General features: G+C 67.5%; 19 protein-coding genes. 9 read left to right on the forward strand and 10 right to left on the reverse strand.

The window, feature by feature from the left end; translation table 11 throughout:
• Nucleotides 1-548: 548 nt before the first annotated feature.
• Entirely contained in the window at nucleotides 549-878 is a 330-nt protein-coding gene (locus tag QFZ67_RS37120; RefSeq protein WP_307665429.1) for a hypothetical protein, read from the forward strand.
• Between the two features lie 191 nt (nucleotides 879-1,069).
• Here the strand turns inward: QFZ67_RS37120 and QFZ67_RS37125 are convergent, their stop codons facing one another.
• Nucleotides 1,070-1,540 (reverse strand): SMI1/KNR4 family protein, encoded by a 471-nt coding sequence (locus QFZ67_RS37125; RefSeq protein WP_307665430.1) that lies wholly within the window; start codon nucleotides 1,538-1,540, stop codon nucleotides 1,070-1,072.
• Nucleotides 1,541-1,635: 95 nt separating this feature from the next.
• Nucleotides 1,636-2,016, reverse strand: a complete 381-nt coding sequence (locus QFZ67_RS37130) for a class I SAM-dependent methyltransferase (RefSeq protein WP_307666106.1) — start codon at nucleotides 2,014-2,016, stop codon at nucleotides 1,636-1,638.
• Nucleotides 2,017-2,565: 549 nt separating this feature from the next.
• On the opposite strand from QFZ67_RS37130, the gene QFZ67_RS37135 reads away from it, so the two are divergent.
• A complete protein-coding gene (locus tag QFZ67_RS37135; protein ID WP_307665431.1) occupies nucleotides 2,566-3,060 on the forward strand; it encodes a peptidylprolyl isomerase in 495 nt (164 codons plus the stop codon).
• 275 nt (nucleotides 3,061-3,335) lie between these two features.
• On the opposite strand, the gene QFZ67_RS37140 is transcribed toward QFZ67_RS37135, so the two are convergent.
• Both QFZ67_RS37140 and QFZ67_RS37145 read right to left on the reverse strand, forming a co-directional pair.
• Nucleotides 3,336-4,058, reverse strand: a complete 723-nt coding sequence (locus QFZ67_RS37140; protein ID WP_307665432.1) for a GntR family transcriptional regulator — start codon at nucleotides 4,056-4,058, stop codon at nucleotides 3,336-3,338.
• Between the two features lie 171 nt (nucleotides 4,059-4,229).
• Nucleotides 4,230-4,394, reverse strand: a complete 165-nt coding sequence (locus QFZ67_RS37145) for a hypothetical protein (protein ID WP_307665433.1) — start codon at nucleotides 4,392-4,394, stop codon at nucleotides 4,230-4,232.
• Nucleotides 4,395-4,568: 174 nt separating this feature from the next.
• Here QFZ67_RS37145 and QFZ67_RS37150 point away from each other — a divergent pair, with 174 nt between their 5' ends.
• Entirely contained in the window at nucleotides 4,569-6,890 is a 2,322-nt protein-coding gene (locus QFZ67_RS37150; RefSeq protein WP_307665434.1) for a collagenase, read from the forward strand.
• A 295-nt stretch (nucleotides 6,891-7,185) separates the two neighbouring features.
• Here the strand turns inward: QFZ67_RS37150 and QFZ67_RS37155 are convergent, their stop codons facing one another.
• On the reverse strand, nucleotides 7,186-7,563 hold the full coding sequence (locus QFZ67_RS37155) for a DedA family protein (protein ID WP_307665435.1): 378 nt from the start codon (nucleotides 7,561-7,563) through the stop codon (nucleotides 7,186-7,188).
• 97 nt (nucleotides 7,564-7,660) lie between these two features.
• Between QFZ67_RS37155 and QFZ67_RS37160 the strand changes: the two genes are divergently transcribed.
• On the forward strand, nucleotides 7,661-7,834 hold the full coding sequence (locus QFZ67_RS37160) for a hypothetical protein (RefSeq protein WP_307665436.1): 174 nt from the start codon (nucleotides 7,661-7,663) through the stop codon (nucleotides 7,832-7,834).
• 222 nt (nucleotides 7,835-8,056) lie between these two features.
• On the opposite strand, the gene QFZ67_RS37165 is transcribed toward QFZ67_RS37160, so the two are convergent.
• Both QFZ67_RS37165 and QFZ67_RS37170 read right to left on the reverse strand, forming a co-directional pair.
• On the reverse strand, nucleotides 8,057-8,446 hold the full coding sequence (locus QFZ67_RS37165; protein WP_307665437.1) for a hypothetical protein: 390 nt from the start codon (nucleotides 8,444-8,446) through the stop codon (nucleotides 8,057-8,059).
• A gap of 56 nt (nucleotides 8,447-8,502) precedes the next feature.
• On the reverse strand, nucleotides 8,503-9,378 hold the full coding sequence (locus QFZ67_RS37170) for a lipopolysaccharide assembly protein LapB (RefSeq protein ID WP_307665438.1): 876 nt from the start codon (nucleotides 9,376-9,378) through the stop codon (nucleotides 8,503-8,505).
• A 606-nt stretch (nucleotides 9,379-9,984) separates the two neighbouring features.
• Between QFZ67_RS37170 and QFZ67_RS37175 the strand changes: the two genes are divergently transcribed.
• Together QFZ67_RS37175 and QFZ67_RS37180 are read left to right on the forward strand one after the other, a co-directional pair.
• The gene (locus QFZ67_RS37175) at nucleotides 9,985-10,638 is read left to right on the forward strand and encodes a hypothetical protein (RefSeq protein WP_307665439.1); all 654 of its coding nucleotides are present in this window, start codon (nucleotides 9,985-9,987) and stop codon (nucleotides 10,636-10,638) included.
• 23 nt (nucleotides 10,639-10,661) lie between these two features.
• Nucleotides 10,662-10,802, forward strand: a complete 141-nt coding sequence (locus QFZ67_RS37180) for a hypothetical protein (RefSeq protein WP_307665440.1) — start codon at nucleotides 10,662-10,664, stop codon at nucleotides 10,800-10,802.
• 81 nt (nucleotides 10,803-10,883) lie between these two features.
• Here the strand turns inward: QFZ67_RS37180 and QFZ67_RS37185 are convergent, their stop codons facing one another.
• Nucleotides 10,884-11,621: a cyclopropane-fatty-acyl-phospholipid synthase family protein gene (locus QFZ67_RS37185; RefSeq protein WP_307665441.1), complete on the reverse strand. Its 738-nt coding sequence runs from the start codon at nucleotides 11,619-11,621 to the stop codon at nucleotides 10,884-10,886.
• A 278-nt stretch (nucleotides 11,622-11,899) separates the two neighbouring features.
• On the opposite strand from QFZ67_RS37185, the gene QFZ67_RS37190 reads away from it, so the two are divergent.
• Complete coding sequence (locus QFZ67_RS37190) at nucleotides 11,900-12,616, forward strand: SDR family oxidoreductase (protein ID WP_307665442.1); 717 nt, start codon at nucleotides 11,900-11,902, stop codon at nucleotides 12,614-12,616.
• 168 nt (nucleotides 12,617-12,784) lie between these two features.
• Here the strand turns inward: QFZ67_RS37190 and QFZ67_RS37195 are convergent, their stop codons facing one another.
• Both QFZ67_RS37195 and QFZ67_RS37200 read right to left on the reverse strand, forming a co-directional pair.
• The gene (locus QFZ67_RS37195; RefSeq protein WP_307665443.1) at nucleotides 12,785-13,009 is read right to left on the reverse strand and encodes an acyl-CoA carboxylase epsilon subunit; all 225 of its coding nucleotides are present in this window, start codon (nucleotides 13,007-13,009) and stop codon (nucleotides 12,785-12,787) included.
• A gap of 60 nt (nucleotides 13,010-13,069) precedes the next feature.
• Nucleotides 13,070-14,644, reverse strand: a complete 1,575-nt coding sequence (locus QFZ67_RS37200) for an acyl-CoA carboxylase subunit beta (RefSeq protein WP_307665444.1) — start codon at nucleotides 14,642-14,644, stop codon at nucleotides 13,070-13,072.
• A 631-nt stretch (nucleotides 14,645-15,275) separates the two neighbouring features.
• On the opposite strand from QFZ67_RS37200, the gene QFZ67_RS37205 reads away from it, so the two are divergent.
• The gene (locus tag QFZ67_RS37205; RefSeq protein WP_307665445.1) at nucleotides 15,276-15,818 is read left to right on the forward strand and encodes an ATP-binding protein; all 543 of its coding nucleotides are present in this window, start codon (nucleotides 15,276-15,278) and stop codon (nucleotides 15,816-15,818) included.
• A 171-nt stretch (nucleotides 15,819-15,989) separates the two neighbouring features.
• The gene (locus tag QFZ67_RS37210) at nucleotides 15,990-17,261 is read left to right on the forward strand and encodes an MFS transporter (protein WP_307665446.1); all 1,272 of its coding nucleotides are present in this window, start codon (nucleotides 15,990-15,992) and stop codon (nucleotides 17,259-17,261) included.
• Nucleotides 17,262-17,300: the final 39 nt, after the last annotated feature.

Raw genomic sequence — 17,300 nt, forward strand, 5'->3', positions numbered from 1 at the left:
CGGCTCACTGGGCTCTCATGAGCACCGCCGGGCCGTCCGTCGTTCAGTTACCGCAGTCCTCCCAGACGATGGAGGAATCCGCGAGGACGCGGCCGACAGCTCGGGCGCTTTCCGGGGCGTACGAGTTGGCGCCGTAGAGGCGAAGCCGACGTGGCCGCCGACACATCGGCGGCCACGTTCCCGGGGAGCCCTGCCCCGCCCCCTCACCGCACCGCTGCCGCCGGGTTAGGAGCGGCCGAACGAGGCCATCGTCCTGGCGATGCGGCGAGAGGCGGCCGAATGGATGAACCAGGCATTTTGGATGCGTTTGGTAATTGACGCTAGATCAGACAATGGCAATTCTGAAGCGCACCCAAAAAGCCACTTGTATAAGGGGAGGAAGAATGCTTTCCGTTTCAAAGTGGGGTGTGGTGGCGGCAACGGCGGTCTCGCTGGCAGCTCTCGCGGGTTCTGCCTCTGCATCCCATGATCCGTACTCCCTGGACAGGGGCATGGGCAGAGGGCGCACAGAGGTCATCCGACTGACGTCGACGAGCACGGGAACCACAGTGGTCGACAACGGTACATCCGGACCGGGGATCGGCGATCAGATCATCATCACCGCGAATCTCTTCCGCAACGGTGCCGGCTATGGCACCGAGGGGGCGGTGTGCACTCGAGTGGCAGCAGAAACCACCCACTGCTCGGGCACCTTCAGCCTTCCCCGTGGGCAGGTGTCATGGCAACACCTGAAGACCAGCCCCATTGGCACCCCGCCCAGCGACTTCGACATCGCCGTCACCGGCGGCACCGGTGCGTACGCCACTGTCCGCGGCTACGCCCGCGTCGCCCGCATCGCTGAGTCGGGCGGCGCCCTCGCCCTCTATCTCCTGCACTGACCCCTCTCGCAACAGCACGCCCAGGGCTGAGCTTGGCACATGGCCAGAGCGCGCTCTTGACCACCGCTGAGCATGAGGTGAGCGACAGCCTCGTGCCTGCCTCACCGGCGCTCCGTAACCGGCCGTGAGGAGAGAACCCGACTTGACCAATCGCCCGAGAAGTCAGCGGACGTATGCGCGATTGTCCCCTCTCAATGTGCAGATTGGCTGTCGAGCAAGCTGTCAACGGTCAGTGCGCCCGCCATAGTTGCACTCAGCCAGTCCGCCAAGTTCATACCCTGATGCCAGTGCTCGCCCTCGTGGGTACACCACATTGGCCCGGCCGGATCGCGGAAGTCCACCAGGGACCAAATGGTGCAGCCCCAGTCGTAGACCGGTACCAGGCCGGCAGGGATCCGACCGGAAGGATCCGGCCCCCCTTGATAGATCTCTGCGAGGTCGCTCCAGTCGCCCTGGGAAGCCCCTCCGCGAACGCCCAGTATGCCCTCGGCGGGGCCGAAGCCTCCGTTCGCCACCTCCAGATAGAGGCGCCGCAGCAGCGGCGGAAGAGGGAAACCGATGACCTTCTCCGCCTCCGTGACCGCCTCCGGCGTCGCTGGTGCCGGCAAGCTGCGAGCCCCGGCACAACAGCGGACAGCCTCGACAACCTCATCATCCGTCACGAGAGCAGCTTCCCAGACTCTCCGGGCGGCGTACGTGGAAGAGTCGGCGGGAGACGGGGTTGGCGGGCTCGGGAGCGTCAAGGACGTCGATCCGTTCAACGACGAGACCGTGGCATGTGAGCAGGGAAGGGACTCCCAGAGGTCAGGGGTGAGGACCTACATGTGGACTGTGGGTCGGCCGCCGCCGGCCAGCGGCAGGATCTCGGGGCGCGGCGTAATCGGGCTGGAGGGCGGCGTTCCGGCGGAGTTGGTGTGCAGGACGGAGAACAGCAGGCGGCCGCCCGCTTGAGGGCCTGAGCGAGGGCGGGGAGGGGCCGGTCGGGATCGATGTAGCCAAGACCGTGGACGGAGTAGATCAGGTCGTACGGCTTGGCGCGGCGCAGGTGCGTCACGGCATCGGCCAGCACGAAGCGCACCCCGCGCTGGCCGCCGTAGCGTGTGACGGCCCGCTCATGCTGGGTGGGGGAGGAGTCCACGGCATCGATCAGCGCACCGCGTTCGCGGGCGACGAGCGCCGAACTTCCCCATCCCGCACCCCAGATCCAGCACCCTCCGGTCCGTGTCGCCAAGAACCTCAAAGTCCGGGCCTGTACCCCAGAACCCAAAGTCGAGCCGTTCGGGATCCGGGACGAGGGTTCTGCGCTGCAGAGGGTGCGTTCCGTAGGCGGTCCACGCCGCGGCGTTCTTCTGCTCGCTGTCCACGTCCACGGTGCCCCCTGTCGTCTGCCGTCAGATGGGTGCCCGGACCCGCTCGGCTACGAACCGCCCCCGAGAATCTCCGCCGTCTCGACGTCCAGCGCGACTGCAGGCTCGTCCAGGCGCAACCTCTGCTCTGGGCTAAGCCTCAGGATCTAGTCCTGCGCGATGCCGTTCAACGCCCCCGCGGAGAAGCCCCGTTTTCAACGGCGCTGAGTGCGTCGCTCATGGCCTCCGGCCCCCGCGGGCCGCGCGGCGGAGCGGGTGTTTTTCGGCGTCAGGGTGGGTCTGGTGTGCGTTCCGGTGGCTTCGGGTGTCAGGATGGGGCCATGAGTAACGTGTTCTTCGATATCACCATTAACGACGAGCCCGCCGGCCGGATCGTCTTCCAGCTGTTCGATGACGTAGTCCCCAAGACCGCCAGGAACTTCCGCGAGCTTGCCACGGGCGTGCACGGCTATGGCTACGAGGGCTCTTCCTTCCACCGTGTCATCCCCGATTTCATGCTCCAGGGCGGCGACTTCACCGCCGGTAACGGCACGGGCGGCAAGAGCATCTACGGCCAGAAGTTCGCCGACGAGAACTTCCAGCTCAAGCACACCAAGCCGGGCCAGCTCTCCATGGCCAACGCGGGCCCGAACACCAACGGCTCGCAGTTCTTCATCACCACCATCGTCACCGACTGGCTGGACAACAAGCACGTCGTCTTCGGCGAGGTCGTCGAGGGCATGGACCTTGTGAAGAAGATCGAGGGCCTGGGCTCGCGCAGCGGTGCCCCCAAGGCGAAGGTCACGATCGCCAAGTCGGGCGTCGTCGAGGACTGATCCCGTTTGCGCGGCGTCCGCCGCGTGACGTCCGGGGCTGGGTGAATCGTCTCGGCAGCGGCGCCCGGGCCTCCGGACCGGTCCCGGGCGTCGCGGGCCTTACGGTGGCCTTCGCGCGCTGGCTCCGCGGCTGAGCCGGGCCCTTCGGCGAGGCGGCGGGCTGTCGGCGTCTGTGTGGCGTTGTTCGGGGGTCTGAACCGATAGCGGGATGGCGCAGCGCGTCTTGCACGAGCTCGATGCGGCCGGTGAGATGGCGGGGGCGCCGGGGCCGACTGTCAGCCGGTGGTGGCGGGCTTCCGCCTGGGCCGGCGCGCTGCTGGGATCTCGGCGTCCTTGAGGCCCTTCGCCCACAGGGAGCGCACATGGCCCAGGTGCCGGGTCATGCAGGCCTCGGCGGCCTGTGCGTCACCGGCCAGCATCAGATCGAGGAGCTCCAGGTGCTCCTCGGCGGACGGCAGCAGCTGGTTGCGTTCGTCCAGTGCCGTCAGTCCATAGAGGCGGGAGCGCTTGCGCAGGTCGCCGACTGTCTCGACGAGACGCTCGTTGCCCGTGAGGGCGAGCAGGGTGAGATGGAACTGGCGGTCGGCCTCCAGATAGCCGATGAGGTCGTGTTCGCGGGCGGCGCGGACGATCTCCTCGGCCACCGGCCGCAGTGCCTCCAGGTCTTCGGGGGAGGCGCTGAGGGTGATCCGGCCGATCATCGGGACCTCGATCAGGGTGCGGATCTCGGTGTACTGGTCGAGATCGCGTTCATTGACTTCGGTGACTCTGAATCCCTTGTTCCGCACCGGTTCAACGAGACCCTCGCGGGCCAGGTCGAGCATCGCCTCACGCACGGGGGTGGCGGAGACGCCGAAGTCCTCCGCGAGCCCTGGCGCCGAGTAGACCTCGCCCGGGCGGAGTTCGCCGGAGATGAGCGCGGCGCGCAGAGCATGAGCCACCTGGTCGCGCAGCGGCTCCCGGGCGGTGACAAGGTTGCGCTGCTTCAGGTGCCCCATGGTGTTCCTTCCGTGCCGCCGCGGTTCACCAGAGTACAATGTCACGTTGCTTTCGCAGGTGGTGAGGGTGCGGTGGGGGCGTGGAGTGGAACTCCAGGTCCGTGCGGCCCAGTTCGCCGGCGGTCGGTGGGTGGAGCGCAGGCGGCCTGACGGAGCCGTGCTCGCCCTCGGTCAGCCGTCGAGGAGTTCGCCCATCCAGGGTTGGGGTGTTCGCGACAGCGCGCCGGACATCAGCTGGCGGGCGAACAGCCGGGCGTGAGGGGGGGAGCCGGGGCGGCGGGACAGGGTGAACGGGGCAGCGGGCAGGAGGAGTTCGCCGGGCGCCGGTTTGGTCACCGGAGTCGTCCCCTTCGAACAGGGTTCCGCGAAGTGGGGTGTGCACAGGGGTTGTCAGTGCAATGTCACATTACTACGTTACGCATCACATGGCGGAGCTGATGATGACATGCCACCAACATCCGTCTGTGGCCACGGCACTTCATCCTCCGAACCCCCACTCAGGAGACATCGGTGTCTCGAGACGGATACGCACCCAGACCTCTGCTGGCCGCAGTGACAGCGGCCGCAGCGTTGCTGGCCTCCCTCGCACCACTCGTCCAGGCCTCCGCGGCGCCCGGGGGGCCGACGCCGGCCGCCGCTCCCGCCGGGCCCGTCGACCGCCACAACCCGCACGACGAAGTGGAACGCCTCGCCGCAGCACCCAAGTTCACGGCCCGCACCGCGCCCGCTCCCGGCGGGCTGCCGCAGGGCCGTACCCCCGGCGCCCATACGGCAGGCAGGGCCACGACGGCAGCCGGCGCTCCCGCGGTTCCCTGCACGCTGGACGGCATCACCCCTCTGGGCCCGGAGCAGTTCGCCGACTTCCTCGCCGATCCGGCCGTCACCGCTGACGGTTGTCTGCGCGACGTCATCTGGACCTGGGACGCCCGCCTGGCCCCCGTCATGTCCGACGCCCACGTCCAGGCCGTCTCCCGCCGGATATCCACGCTCTCCCCGGCCCATGACGGGAAGAACGGCAACCATCTGCTGGAGATGCTCACCTACCTCCACGCCGTGGTCTACCACGACTTCTCACGCAGCGAGATCGACGTCACCGACGCACCCACCACCGAGGCCATGCGCCGCGCCATCAACGCCTTCGGGACAGCGGCCCGCTCCTTCACCGTGACACGCACCAACGCCGACTCCCTGCGCGAAGCCCTCTATGCCGGCAGCGGCCCGGGGCTGCGCCACTCCCAGCTCGGACTGATCCAGAAGGTGCTGGCCATGCTGGACCAGTACCACCCCACCACCTACAAGGACCCCGCGTGGGGCGGCGCCGCGCTTGCCGGGCTCTCCGTCAACTACCTGGGGATCTACCCGGGCAACAACGACACCTCCTTCCGCGCACTGGCCGCCCGGAACACGACCTACCGCAACGTCTTCAGGAAGTTCGCTGCTTACACCCACCTCAAGGGCACGGCGAACGAGTGGGTGGTACGGGATGCGCTCGGCGAGTACGGCCGCTTCGGCCAGATCGAGGCAGTGAAGTCCGAGACCGTCTCCGGCCTGGGCGCGCTGCTGCCCATCACCACGCGCAACTTCGGCGAAGGCAGCCAGCCTTGGGCCAAGGTGGCGAGCTGGCTCAACTTCTACGAGGCATGCAAGCCGTACGGGGTGTGCAAGGACGACATCGAGCGCCGCATCTTCCCGTACACCTACCTCTACGACAACGGCGCCATGAAGGTCCGCACCGGGCTGGACCGGGCCACCGTCGACCAGCTCTACTACGCGAGCAAGCAGGTCAAGGCGCAGTTCCACCGCGTCCTGGGCACCGATGCGCCGCTGACGGGTGACACCAACACCTCGCTGAACATCGTGCTCTACGCCTCGCGCGCCGACTACGAGACGTACCACCCGCTGCTCACCGGGATGGACACCAACAACGGCGGCGTCTACATCGAACGCGGCGCGACCTTCTACACCTACCAGCGGCGCGTTCCGCAGGACTCCTCGCTGACCCTGGAGGAGCTCTTCCGCCACGAGTACACGCACTACCTCAACGGCCGCTGGGCGGTGCCCGGTTACTTCGGTGAGGGTCCGTGGTACCAGGGGGACCGCACTACCGCGATGGACGAGGGCACGGCCGAGTTCTTCGACGGCGCTACCCGCGACGACGGCATCGCCGTGCGCAAGTCGCTGGTGCAGGGCGTCATCGATGACACGGCGGGCGGCGGGCCGCGCATGAGCGTGAACCAGTTGCTGCACGCCACCTACGACGGCGACGGCTTCCGTTTCTACGACTATGCCGGCACCTTCTTCGAGTTCCTTTGGACCGAGCGCCCCTCGCTGATCCGCGAGATGTACGGGTACCTGCGCGCCGACGACCCTGCCGCCTTCGACGCCTGGCGCAACCGCCTCGGCGGGGACGCCGCGCTGCAGCGCGCGTACGACAGCTTCCTGGACGCACAGATCGCCCGGGTCGACGACCTCTTCGTGCCGAACACCACGTTCAATCCGAACGACCGGCTGCGGGACTCCTCGGCCGAAGCGGTTCGCGTCTCCTTCGCGACCGCCACCCAGCTCAGTCCCACCTGCGCGACCGCCCCGGATCCGAGGATGCGCCGTTTCATCTGCACCGGCCGGATCACCGCGAACCTCACCGACTCATCGAGCCCTGACCGCATCTTCAAGGACATGTCCGAGACGGTCGACTACTTCATCCTGGACCGGGCTCGCCCCGCGTCCACCAATCTGACCGACATGAACTGCCACTTCGGCAGGGTCGACCTCTGGACGAGCGGCCGCGCCGGCACTGCCGACTACACCTGCGAAGGCCCGCTGCGCAGCTGACGGCATAGCCCCCGGGCCGACGGTGCGCGGCACCATCGCCGTACGGTCCGGGGGGTTTATCTCGACCGCGGGGGCGCGCGATCCTTTCCGGTCGTCTTTTCCTGTCCCCGCCTTTGCTGAGCTTGCCATTACTTTCACCGGCCGTTGTCGTTTTCTTTCCCGCTTCGCACCGGCGTCAACGACCCTGACGAAAGGATCCACTTGGCAGACGATGTCCGAACCGAAAAGGAAGACCAGGACCTCTGCATCCCAAGAGTGACTCGCATGGTGGGCGTCTACAGCGTCGGCCAGGTCATCAACTCCCTGACGGCGAAACAGTCAGATGCTCGGCGGCATGTGCTGAGGGCTGGGCCAGGCACTGCTGGAGAGCTCCGAGATCGACACGAATCTTGGCCGCTTCGTCTCCAAGAATCTGGCTGGCTACCTGCTCCCCGTCAACCATGCGGCTTGCCCCGGCAACGAAAGGGACGAACGTCCGCACAACGGCGACGAAACGGGCCAGCACGATCGAGACGGGGCCGTACTTCGTCAAGAACCCACGGGCTCTGTCCAAGGTATCTGCGGTGAAGAATCTGGAGTCGGGGCGACGAAACAGGGCGGGGCCGGCTGCCCGACCGAGGGTGTATCCGAGCTGGTCCCCGAGACAATTGCCGCCGCCACCACAGCGGTGCACACGAGCCAGACGGGCCAGGTGGAGTCCGCTTCACCGGCCACCAGCAGCCCGGTGGTGAACAGAGCGCGGGTCCGACGCTTGTCGGGGTTGTGGGGGCATGGACGTCGAGTTGCTGCCGCGTGAAATACCGGTTGAGACCTGTACGGATCGGCATCCTGGCGGCGGTGGCCTCGGGGATCTTCCAGTACAACTCGCCGATGGCGACGGCCTTGTCGATGACAGCCGCATAGGCGGCTCGCCTGGCTTGGCGCTGCCGGGCGAGTCGCTGTGACTCGGTTGCGGCCTCGGCCTGCAGCCGTGCGGCGTTGGCGTTCCCGCGACTGGTAACCCAGCTGGCCAGCACGGCAGTTCCTGCCGTCAGCGTACGAGGGATCGGGCCCGTTCACTGTTCGACTGAGCGCCTCACGAGGCGCCGGCCAACCCGTTGCGACACAGCGCCCCCAGAGGCACACCGCCTCGCCGACATGCCGCGGATCGCGGCTTGCCGCAGGCCCTAGAGGGTCCCCGGTGGCGGGCCGGTCGGAGTTGTGGGCTCGGCGGGGGGTTGCTGGGCGCCGGCTGTCACTGCCGTTACGCGGCGGACCGGTCGGGTCAGAGCGTTCTCCAAGGTCCGTCCTGGCATACGCGACAGGCCGAAGATCACGGCGAGAGATATGGACGGGGCACCGACCGCGAATGCGGCGACGAGAGGTTCCCCCGCGTCCAGGCTGTATTTGGCGAAGACCAGCATGCCGCCGACGGAGACGAGTGCGAACAGCTGGCCGACAGCCCGCTGGCCCACGGCTGCCCACGCCAGCCGTCGACGGTGGCGCTCATCCGTACGGAATTCCGCCCAGATCTCGGCTGCGAGTCCTGGCTTGACTGCCTCCCACTCCTTGGCCACGCTTGCGTCCCAGCGTGGGCCTGGGCCTTCATCGCGCTGTTCGCGCCGGGCGGCCATCAGCGGTCCCGATGCTTCACGGCGTCGGGTTCGTCCTGGCCGTGAGATGGAGCTTCCGGCCCGACAACCGGTCCAGCCGCGCGGCGCTCGCTACCGTGAATCAACGACCAGGCGCGGGTCGTCAAACTATGTCCTGCATCCTCGGCCCGATGTATCCATTCCCGCGCCTCGGCGTACTGCCCCTTCGTGGCCAGCAACAGCCCGAGGTTATGAGCGGCATCCGGGCTACTCCGCTCGGCGGCTTGCCGCCACGATGCTTCGGCGCCGTTGAGATTCCCGCGGTCGTAATCGATGAGGCCCAGCAGAACACCCGCATCGGCGACACCGCTGTCCGCTGCTCGCTTCAGCCACGTCTCGACTGTCTGCAGCCTCCCGGACCTTTTCAACACCAGTCCGAGATCGACGGCAGCCTGTGGCCTCCCTGCTTCAAAGGCCCGGCGTAACCACTGCTCAGCTTCGGTGCGCCGCCCCCGCTGCACCAGGAGCACGCCCAGATAGTGCGCAGCCCGTATGTCGCCTTGGCCTGCAGCTTGTTGCCACTCCTGTTCGGCAAGGTTCAACACACCCGCTCGGAAGTGAAGTACGCCCAGATCCGTACGGGCTCCCGCGTTTCCGCTGTCACTGAGTGCGCGCAGCACGCGCTCCGCCTCCACAGCACGTCCCCTGCGGATGAGTTCCAGACCGTGGGAGTGAGCGCGGCTCGTGTAGCCGGTCTCTACATCTCTGGGAGGCGTGCCCAGCTCCGCGTAGGCGTTGCGCCAGTGCCGGTCCAGGCGAGTGAAGAAGTCACCGTCCGCCTCGACTTCCGTGGTTGCCGAGGGTGAGCCGGGAGCGAGGACATCGAGAGCACCGTTGAGAGCGTCCCTCCACCCCATCTGCCTCACCTCACCGATTTCGCCGTGCCCTGCTTCACAAGCGTAGGGCGCAGTGCGGCAGTTGGGCAGAGCACACGGCTGCGTTCGACGGGACAGGGCCGAGTCGCGCGTCGGCCCCGCCGAACGGTTGCTCAGCCCTGCCATGCATGACCAGCGGCGGCGGGCGGGATGAGCCCCTCGCCGCCCTCGCCTCCCTTGCGGCCCGCGCGCCGACCCGCCGAACGTGCAACCCAAACTCACCAGTAAGCAGCCTTCGCAAAAGCGCCACAAGAGCTACGCACAGCCTTCGACAGGTGCCGTTAGCGTTACTGTCCGCTCGATCCCGCGTGCGAACTTGAAATAGGTCGCCGGCGTCCATGCGGCGCAGTCAGCACAGAAAGATCACGGATGGACTACTGCTCCTCATGCCGTCGGACCCTCAATGGGGCCCTGGTTTGTCCCGGGTGCGGCGCATACGCCCCGGACATCGCCCCGGCTGTCCCTCACCTCGGTGACGCGGCTGCAAAGACCGCAACGACGTGGGAGGCGTGGCGCACGGAGGAGTTCCCGGCCTCGGAGTCCTACCACGGCCCTCGCTTCTCCAATGCCGCACCGATCGGTACCGAGGTGTCTGAAGCGTCCGAGGACGCGATGGCGGACGCATCGGACGCCGGGCCCTCCAGCGATTCCCAGCACGCGGCCCCCGCGGTGCAGGGCCGCGCGGCCCGGCGTCGGCAAATGGCGATCTGGAAGAAGAAGCGGCGTCGGGCCGCAGTCGTGTCGGCGGTCGCGCTCGTCGGCGGGGGACTGACTGTCGCTGGGCTGCCGGACGGACCTTCGACCGACCCCGCACAGGCAGCCTCGGCGCCGGAGCCGGAAACCTCGGCCACACCCCGGACGCACACCACCGGCTCGTCGGCAGCGGAGCCTGACGCCCGTGTTTCGCGGGATCACGGCACCAGTACCAAACCGCCCAAGACCACCAGCCCACCGCGGAATGCCACGGGCACCGTGGCAACTACTCCGACGAGGCGCCTGCCGCAGAACACCACCCTCACCGCCCACCCCACCGCGACGACGAGCCCGCAGCCCCACACCCCACCCGTGGCGGCCGCAGCCGGCGGAGTGTCCGGCCCCCACGCCAACCCGGCGGCCCCGCACACGACCAAGCCCCCGGCTGCCTCCGACGACAACTCCGCGGGGGACACGTCGACTGCGAGCCCTGCGCCGACAGCCACGTCACCGGGGCAGGTCTGCGTACTTGTCCTGTGCGTCGGCTGATTGCGCCATTGCCATCGCGCCGGGTGTCCGCTCCGCTGATGATCTCGCCCGCGCGGGCGGTGTCGGCACTCTCAGCGGCGCGACAGCCGCTGGTCGCCTTCGTCCGCGCCGGATCCCGCTTCGAGGCCGGACGCCTCGTCGAGCGATCCGGCGCGGTGGCCTGAGCGCCAGGGCCGAAGCACGGGACGGCCTCCCCGGCCCCGGCGTGTCCGGGGCGCGGCTGCGGTCGCGGGGCTTGTCCAGGGTCAGTCGGACGTCTGACGCAGGACCATGCAGACGAAGCCCCAGGTGTCGCGGTAGACGCGCAGCCATTCGGCGCGGCGGGTCGTGGCCAGCGCGAGCGCCTGGGAGCTGTCCGGATCGGCAGGGTGATCCAGTGCCCACGAGGCCAGCGTCCCCCACAGGGTCCATTCGTAGTCGTCCAGCTCTTGGCGCGTGCTGACGTGCCCGTAGACGGGTGTCCACCCGTCGGCGACGACGTGGTCCACGGTGGTCGCCAGGTCGGTGAAGTCCCCGAGCATCTCGACGGCCTCGTGGGAGGGGTCGCGGTCCCAGAATCCCTCACCGATAAGGACGCGTCCGCCGGGAGCCAGGTGCTTGCGTGCCGACGCGAGGGTGGGAAGCAGGCCGCCGAACGCATGTGTGGCCCCGACACTGAGTACCAGGTCGAACGAGTCCGAGGAGGCGAAGTCGGCGGCCTCCTGGCGGTGGAGAACGAGGCGCTCTTGAACTCCGAGGTTGCTCGCGGCCTCACGGGCGTACGCCAGGGCGTCCTCAGAGATGTCGACGCCATCGGCGTGCAGGCGCGGGCGCGTGGCCAGGGCGCGCAGAAGCCATTCCCCACCGCCGCAGCCAAGGTCGAGCACGCGCTCGTGGCCGCTGGGGAGGGCACGTTCCAGCAGTTGGCGCACCGAGTCGTCGTCGAGCGGGGACTTTATCGGGTGATCGGCATGGGCGAGCCTGGATATCTGTTCACGGTTCACCGGCGCAGCGTGCCAGTGCAAGAGGTCACACGCACCTGCATTTTCTCCGTGGACTGACGCCGCTCAGGCAACCGTCGATCCACGGGCCGCCTTCGGGGGAGTGCCCGGATCAGCAGCCGCCCGGACGGCATGACCGTGGCGGGCGGTAAGGCGCTGCTGTCTTTCGAGTACCTGGGCAACGCCATGGCATAGCTGATGCCTGACGCGGCGTGTGGCGCGGCGCCGGTATCGGGGTGGTGTGAGACTGCGCAGTGGCGCTGAATCGCTCGGAGGGCTTCATGTCGAAACCACTCATCGTGGTAACCGGGGCGAGCCACGGCATCGGTCGGGCTGTGGCGGCGGCCTTCGCAGCGGAGCAGCATCCCTTGCTGCTGGTGTCGCGGCACCCCGTACCGCTCGACGGGCTGCCTTCTGAACAGATCATGTCGGCAGCGGTCGACGTCTCCGACTACGCCGCGCTCGAAGCAGCAGTCCACACGGCGGAAGCCCGGCATGGGCCGACCGAATGCCTCGTCAACTGTGCGGGCTTCCTCAAGATCGGCGCGCTGGAGACCCGGGACCCGACAGATATGTCCTACGAGGTCGACGTGCTTTTCAAGGGAGTGCTCAACGGGATCCGCGTGGTTCTTGGAAACATGAAGGCGCGCAACAGCGGCACGATCATCAATGTGAGCTCGATCGGTGACCGCGTGCCGGGCTCGGGCGGCGAGGTCTATCACGCCTGCAAGGCCGCGCTGCATTCGCTGGCGGGCTCCCTGCAGAAGGGCCAGGCCGAGAACAACATCCGTGTCGTGAACGTCGCACCAGGCTTCGTCAAGACCAACATCCATGCCGAGATGGGAATCAGCTTCGAGGAGTACTGCGAGCGGCTCGGCCATCCAGACTTCATCGGCGCCGACGAGTTAGCCGAAATCATCTTGTCCTGCTGGAAGCTACCGCAGCGCATTTGCGTGCGCGACATCGTAGTCATGCCGACGAGCTCGGACTTCGGTTGATCCCGGACGGCGCCGCGAAGTGACACCGGCGGGACGGCCAAGCATCTGTCGGCGTCTGCCGGGTCGTGTGAGCCTTCGGGACGGGTGCTGCTTTCGATCAGGATGGGTCCGCGGTCGGGACGTACATCAGTGAGAGCGCGAGGACGCGGGTGAATGGTGCTCGGCGGTTCAGCGGGTCGGTTCGGCGGGTGTTGGGGTGGTGAGACTGATCAGGCGGGGGAGCGTCCGTCGACGTAGGGCGATGGCGGCGGCGCGATCGGTCCAAGCGGAGACCGGGGGGCTGCGGGGTGGTTCGGGGGCTGCCGCGGTGGCGGCGCGGGCTTGGACCACAGCGATGACGGCGGCCAGTTCTTCGGGGGTGGGCTGCCCGTACAGCACCTTGATGGGGGGCATGGTGTGCTCCTGGATGGGAGAAGGCGGGGACGTAGGCAACGTCCGGCGACGGCTGTTGGTCTAGAGCGGGATGTTGCCGTGCTTCTTCGGGGGCAGCGTCTCTCGCTTGGTTCGCAGCGCCCGCAGGCCGCGGATGATGTGCTGCCGCGTCTGCGACGGCGTGATCACGGCGTCGATGTCGCCTCGCTCGGCGGCGATGTAGGGGTTGAGGAGCGCCTCCTCGTACTCGGCCATCGCCTCCGCGCGCTTCTCCTCCAGGGAGACTGGGTCCGGGGCTCCAGGCCCGATCTGCGCTTCGGGATGGAGGACGTCGACGGCGCTCTGGCCGCCCATCACCGCGATCTGTGCGGTGGGCCAGGCCAGGTTGAGGTCGGCGCCCAGGTGCGTGGAGCCCATGACGTCGTAGGCGCCGCCGTATGCCTTGCGGGTGATGACGGTGATGAGCGGGACGGTCGCCTCGGCGTATGCGTAGATCAGCTTGGCGCCGCGCCGGATGATGCCGTTGTACTCCTGGTCGGTGCCGGGCAGGAAGCCGGGGACGTCCACGAAGGTCAGTACAGGGACGTTGAAGGCGTCGCAGGTCCGCACGAAGCGGGCGGCCTTCTCACAGGCGTCGATGTCCAGGCAGCCGCCGAACTGCATCGGCTGGCTGGCCACGATGCCCACCGGATGGCCCTCGACGCGGCCGAAGCCGGTGACGATGTTCGGCGCGAACAGCGGCTGTGTCTCGAGGAATTCGTGGTCGTCGAGGACATTCCCAATGACGTGATGTATGTCGTAGGGCTGGTTGGGGGAGTCCGGGATGACAGCGTCCAGTTCCAAGTCCTCGGCACAGGTTGCCAGTTCGGCCTGCTCCGGGTAGGCCGGTGGTTCCTCGAGGTTGTTGGAGGGCAGGTAGGACAGCAGTGACTTGACGTACTCGATGGCGTCCTGCTGGTCGCCCGCCATGTAGTGCGCGACGCCGGTGGTGGTGGTGTGCCGGCGGGCGCCACCCAGCTCCCGACGGTCGACGTCTTCGCCGGTGACGGTTTTGATGAGATCCGGCCTGGTGACCATGTGCGAGGTCCGTTCGGCCATCACGGTGAAGTCGGTCAGGGCAGGGGAGTAGACCGCACCGCCCGCGCACGATCCCATGATGAGCGAGATCTGTGGGATCACCCCGGAGGAGTGCACATGGCGGCGGAAGATCTCGCCGTAGACGCCCAGGGCGCTGCCGCCGTCCTGGATGCGGGCCCGGCCGGCGTCGTTGATGCCGATGAGCGGGCAGCCCGTCTTCAGCGCGAAGTCCATCACCTTGACGATCTTCCGGCCCGCGGCTTCGCCAAGAACGCCGCCGAAGACCGAGCAGTCCAGGGCGAAGACGGCCACCGGCCGGGCGCCGACCGTGCCGTAGCCGGTGACCACGCCGTCCCCGTACGGGCGAATCCTCTCCAGCCGCGCGTTGCTCAGGCGGTGCCCGGCGATCTCGTCCAGCTCGACGAAGGAGTTCTCGTCGAGCAGCTCCTCCACGCGCTCGCGGGCACTCACGCTGTCTTTGGCGTGCTGCCCTTCCACGACGTGCACGGCCTCGTCGATCCGTCGCAGCAGAGCGTTGATCTGTCCTGCGGTGGGGTTATCGCTCTCCACTGCGGCCATCGGGAGTCTCCCCGTCCTTGCATGTAGTGGTGAAAACATGGGATGGGCCCTGTCGACGCCTCGCTCCGGCTGCTGAGCCGGCCCACGAGGCCGGCCGGTGGACGCTAGAACTGGCAGCGGCGTGCCACCGCCCACCATAGTAGAGAATCGTTGAACGATTCTTCAACAGCTTGGGGGCGCAATGGATGTAGGTGGGCCTTGAGGGCCGGGGTGAGCGGCCATCGGCCCCGATCCCGGAGTGGGGCATGCTGGTCGCGATGGCCCCTCTGTGTGGAATTGTTGCAGGTGGGCGGGGGTGGAGCGGCGAGTTGAGGGTGGCGAGGCCGTCCCCGGTCGTTGGCATGCCCACAGCCCGGCAGCCACCGGAGAAGCCGTGGAGGTGCACTGCGTAACTCCGTTGCCGGCTGGCAAAAGGGTTGACAGGTGCCGGATTGACTGATAATCCAGAAAAAGGATCGTAGAACGATCCTACGCACTGAAAAGGCGGAGGTCGCGACTCGCGATCGGGATCAGCTTCCCGTCCCGCGATCCGGCCGATGCCGCGGCATCAACCATCATCCAGCCGCTTCGAGCCTCCTCGCAGGCGGACCGCCGCGCGGCGTAGTCCGTGCACATTCCCAGTGAGCGCGCAATGCCTCCTTTCACCTCCATTCAGGCGCAGCCGGTCATCCCGGGTGCCGACACTGCTGACGCTGCCGACACTGCCGACTGGGAGACCTGGGTCCTGCCTTCGATGGCCGCATCCGCTCAGTCCGCCCGCCGGCAGATTGGGGACCGGCTGCAGGCATGGGGCCTGCCGCATCTGGTCGATGATGCGGAGTTGATCGTCTCTGAGCTCCTCACCAATGCGATCTGCCACGGCTCGGAGCATGATCCGGTCTGGCACACCGTGCGGCGAATCCGCACCCCGGCCGGGGAAGCGGTTCGTCTCGAGGTCGGTGATTACGGCCGTGGGTGGAGTCGTGTTCCGGCTCCTCGTGAGGCGGGCGACGACATCCACTGCGATGGGCGGGGTCTGTACCTGGTCGAGGCCCTGTCCTCGAGCTGGGGTGCCTGGCGCCTGCCGCACGGCCATGTGGTGTGGGCCGTGCTGCCGATTGATGCCGAGCTTGTCGACTCCCGGGCGGCGAACGACTTCGTCCTTCGGGTTCACCGAGATGAAGCCGAGTTGTAGAAAAAACTTCCGTCCCTCTTGAAGGATCGTTCAACGATCTCTACGTTGGTCCCACGTCGAGCCGCATGTGCCTGTAGTCGGGATCTCGTGAAGAGGCTAGAAGCACGAACGGCAGCGCTGAAGAACGTCTTGACGCCAGTTCCCCCTTCTTTCTCCCCCCGTGAGGTCACCGTGACATCCACTCCGACCAGCCCTCCGACAACAGTGGGGGGCGAGACCACCGGCCCCTTCGCCTGGTTCCGGTCGATGTCCCCACAGGGCCGTCGAGCCTTCAAGGGCGCATTCGGCGGATACGCCCTCGACTCCTACGACTTCCTCGTGCTCCCGATGGCCATGGTCGCCATCACGGCCTACTTCGGCCTCACCACGGCACAGACCGGGCTCCTGACCACGGTCACCCTGCTGGCGTCCGCGATCGGGGGCATCCTCGCCGGTGTCCTGATCGACAGAGTCGGCCGGGTCAAGACCCTCATGATCACCGTGGCCACCTACGCCCTGTTCACCGTGCTGTGCGGCTTCGCCACGAGCTATCCGATGCTGCTGGGCTTCCGGACATTCCAGGGAATCGGCTTCGGCGGTGAATGGGCGGCCGGAGCCATCCTGGTCGCCGAGTACGCCAAGCCGCGCTACCGCGGCCGGGTCCTGGCCTGGGTCCAGAGTTCCTGGGCGGTCGGCTGGGCGTTGGCGGTCATTGTGGGCACCACGCTCATGAACAATGTCGACCCGGACCTCGCCTGGCGTGTGCTGTTCTGGACGGGAGCCCTGCCGGCGCTGCTGCTGGTGTACGTGCGGCGCAACGTCGAGGACGCCCCGGAGGTGACCGAGCGGCTCGCGAAGAAGGACGCGCGCGTTCCGCTGTCCTCCATCTTCAAGGGCGGCCTCGCCCGCAAGACGTTCTTCGCCACCCTGCTGTCCACCGGCGTGATGGGCGGGTACTACACCTTCGCCACCTGGCTGCCCGCCTACCTCAAGACCGAGCGCGGCCTGACGGTCGTCGGCACCGGCGGCTACCTCTTCGTACTCATCACCGGCGCCTTCTGCGGCTACGTCACCGCCGGTCACCTCGTCGACCGCATGGGACGCAAGGTAGCCTTCGCGCTCTTCGCGTTCCTCAGCGCAGGACTTCTGGTGGCGTACGTCAACATCCCTCCGGGCTCGAACACCCTGCTGCTCTACCTCGGATTCCCCCTCGGCTTCAGCGCCTCCGCCATCTTCTCCGGATTCGGCTCCTACCTGGCCGAGCTCTACCCAAGCGTGGTGCGAGGCACCGGCCAGAGCTTCACCTACAACGTCGGACGCGCGCTCGGGGCGATCTTCCCGACCGCTGTGGGCTTCTCCTCCGCGGGTGTCGGCGGTGCGCTGATCTACGGTGCCATCGGCTATGGACTCGCCCTCATCGCCCTTCTGGGACTGCCCGAGACGCGCGGATCCGAGCTCACCTGAATCAGCGCCTGTTACCGGGGCGCACATCTCACCAACTGA

It is taken from the genome of Streptomyces sp. V1I1 (assembly GCF_030817355.1).
Classification (GTDB): domain Bacteria; phylum Actinomycetota; class Actinomycetes; order Streptomycetales; family Streptomycetaceae; genus Streptomyces.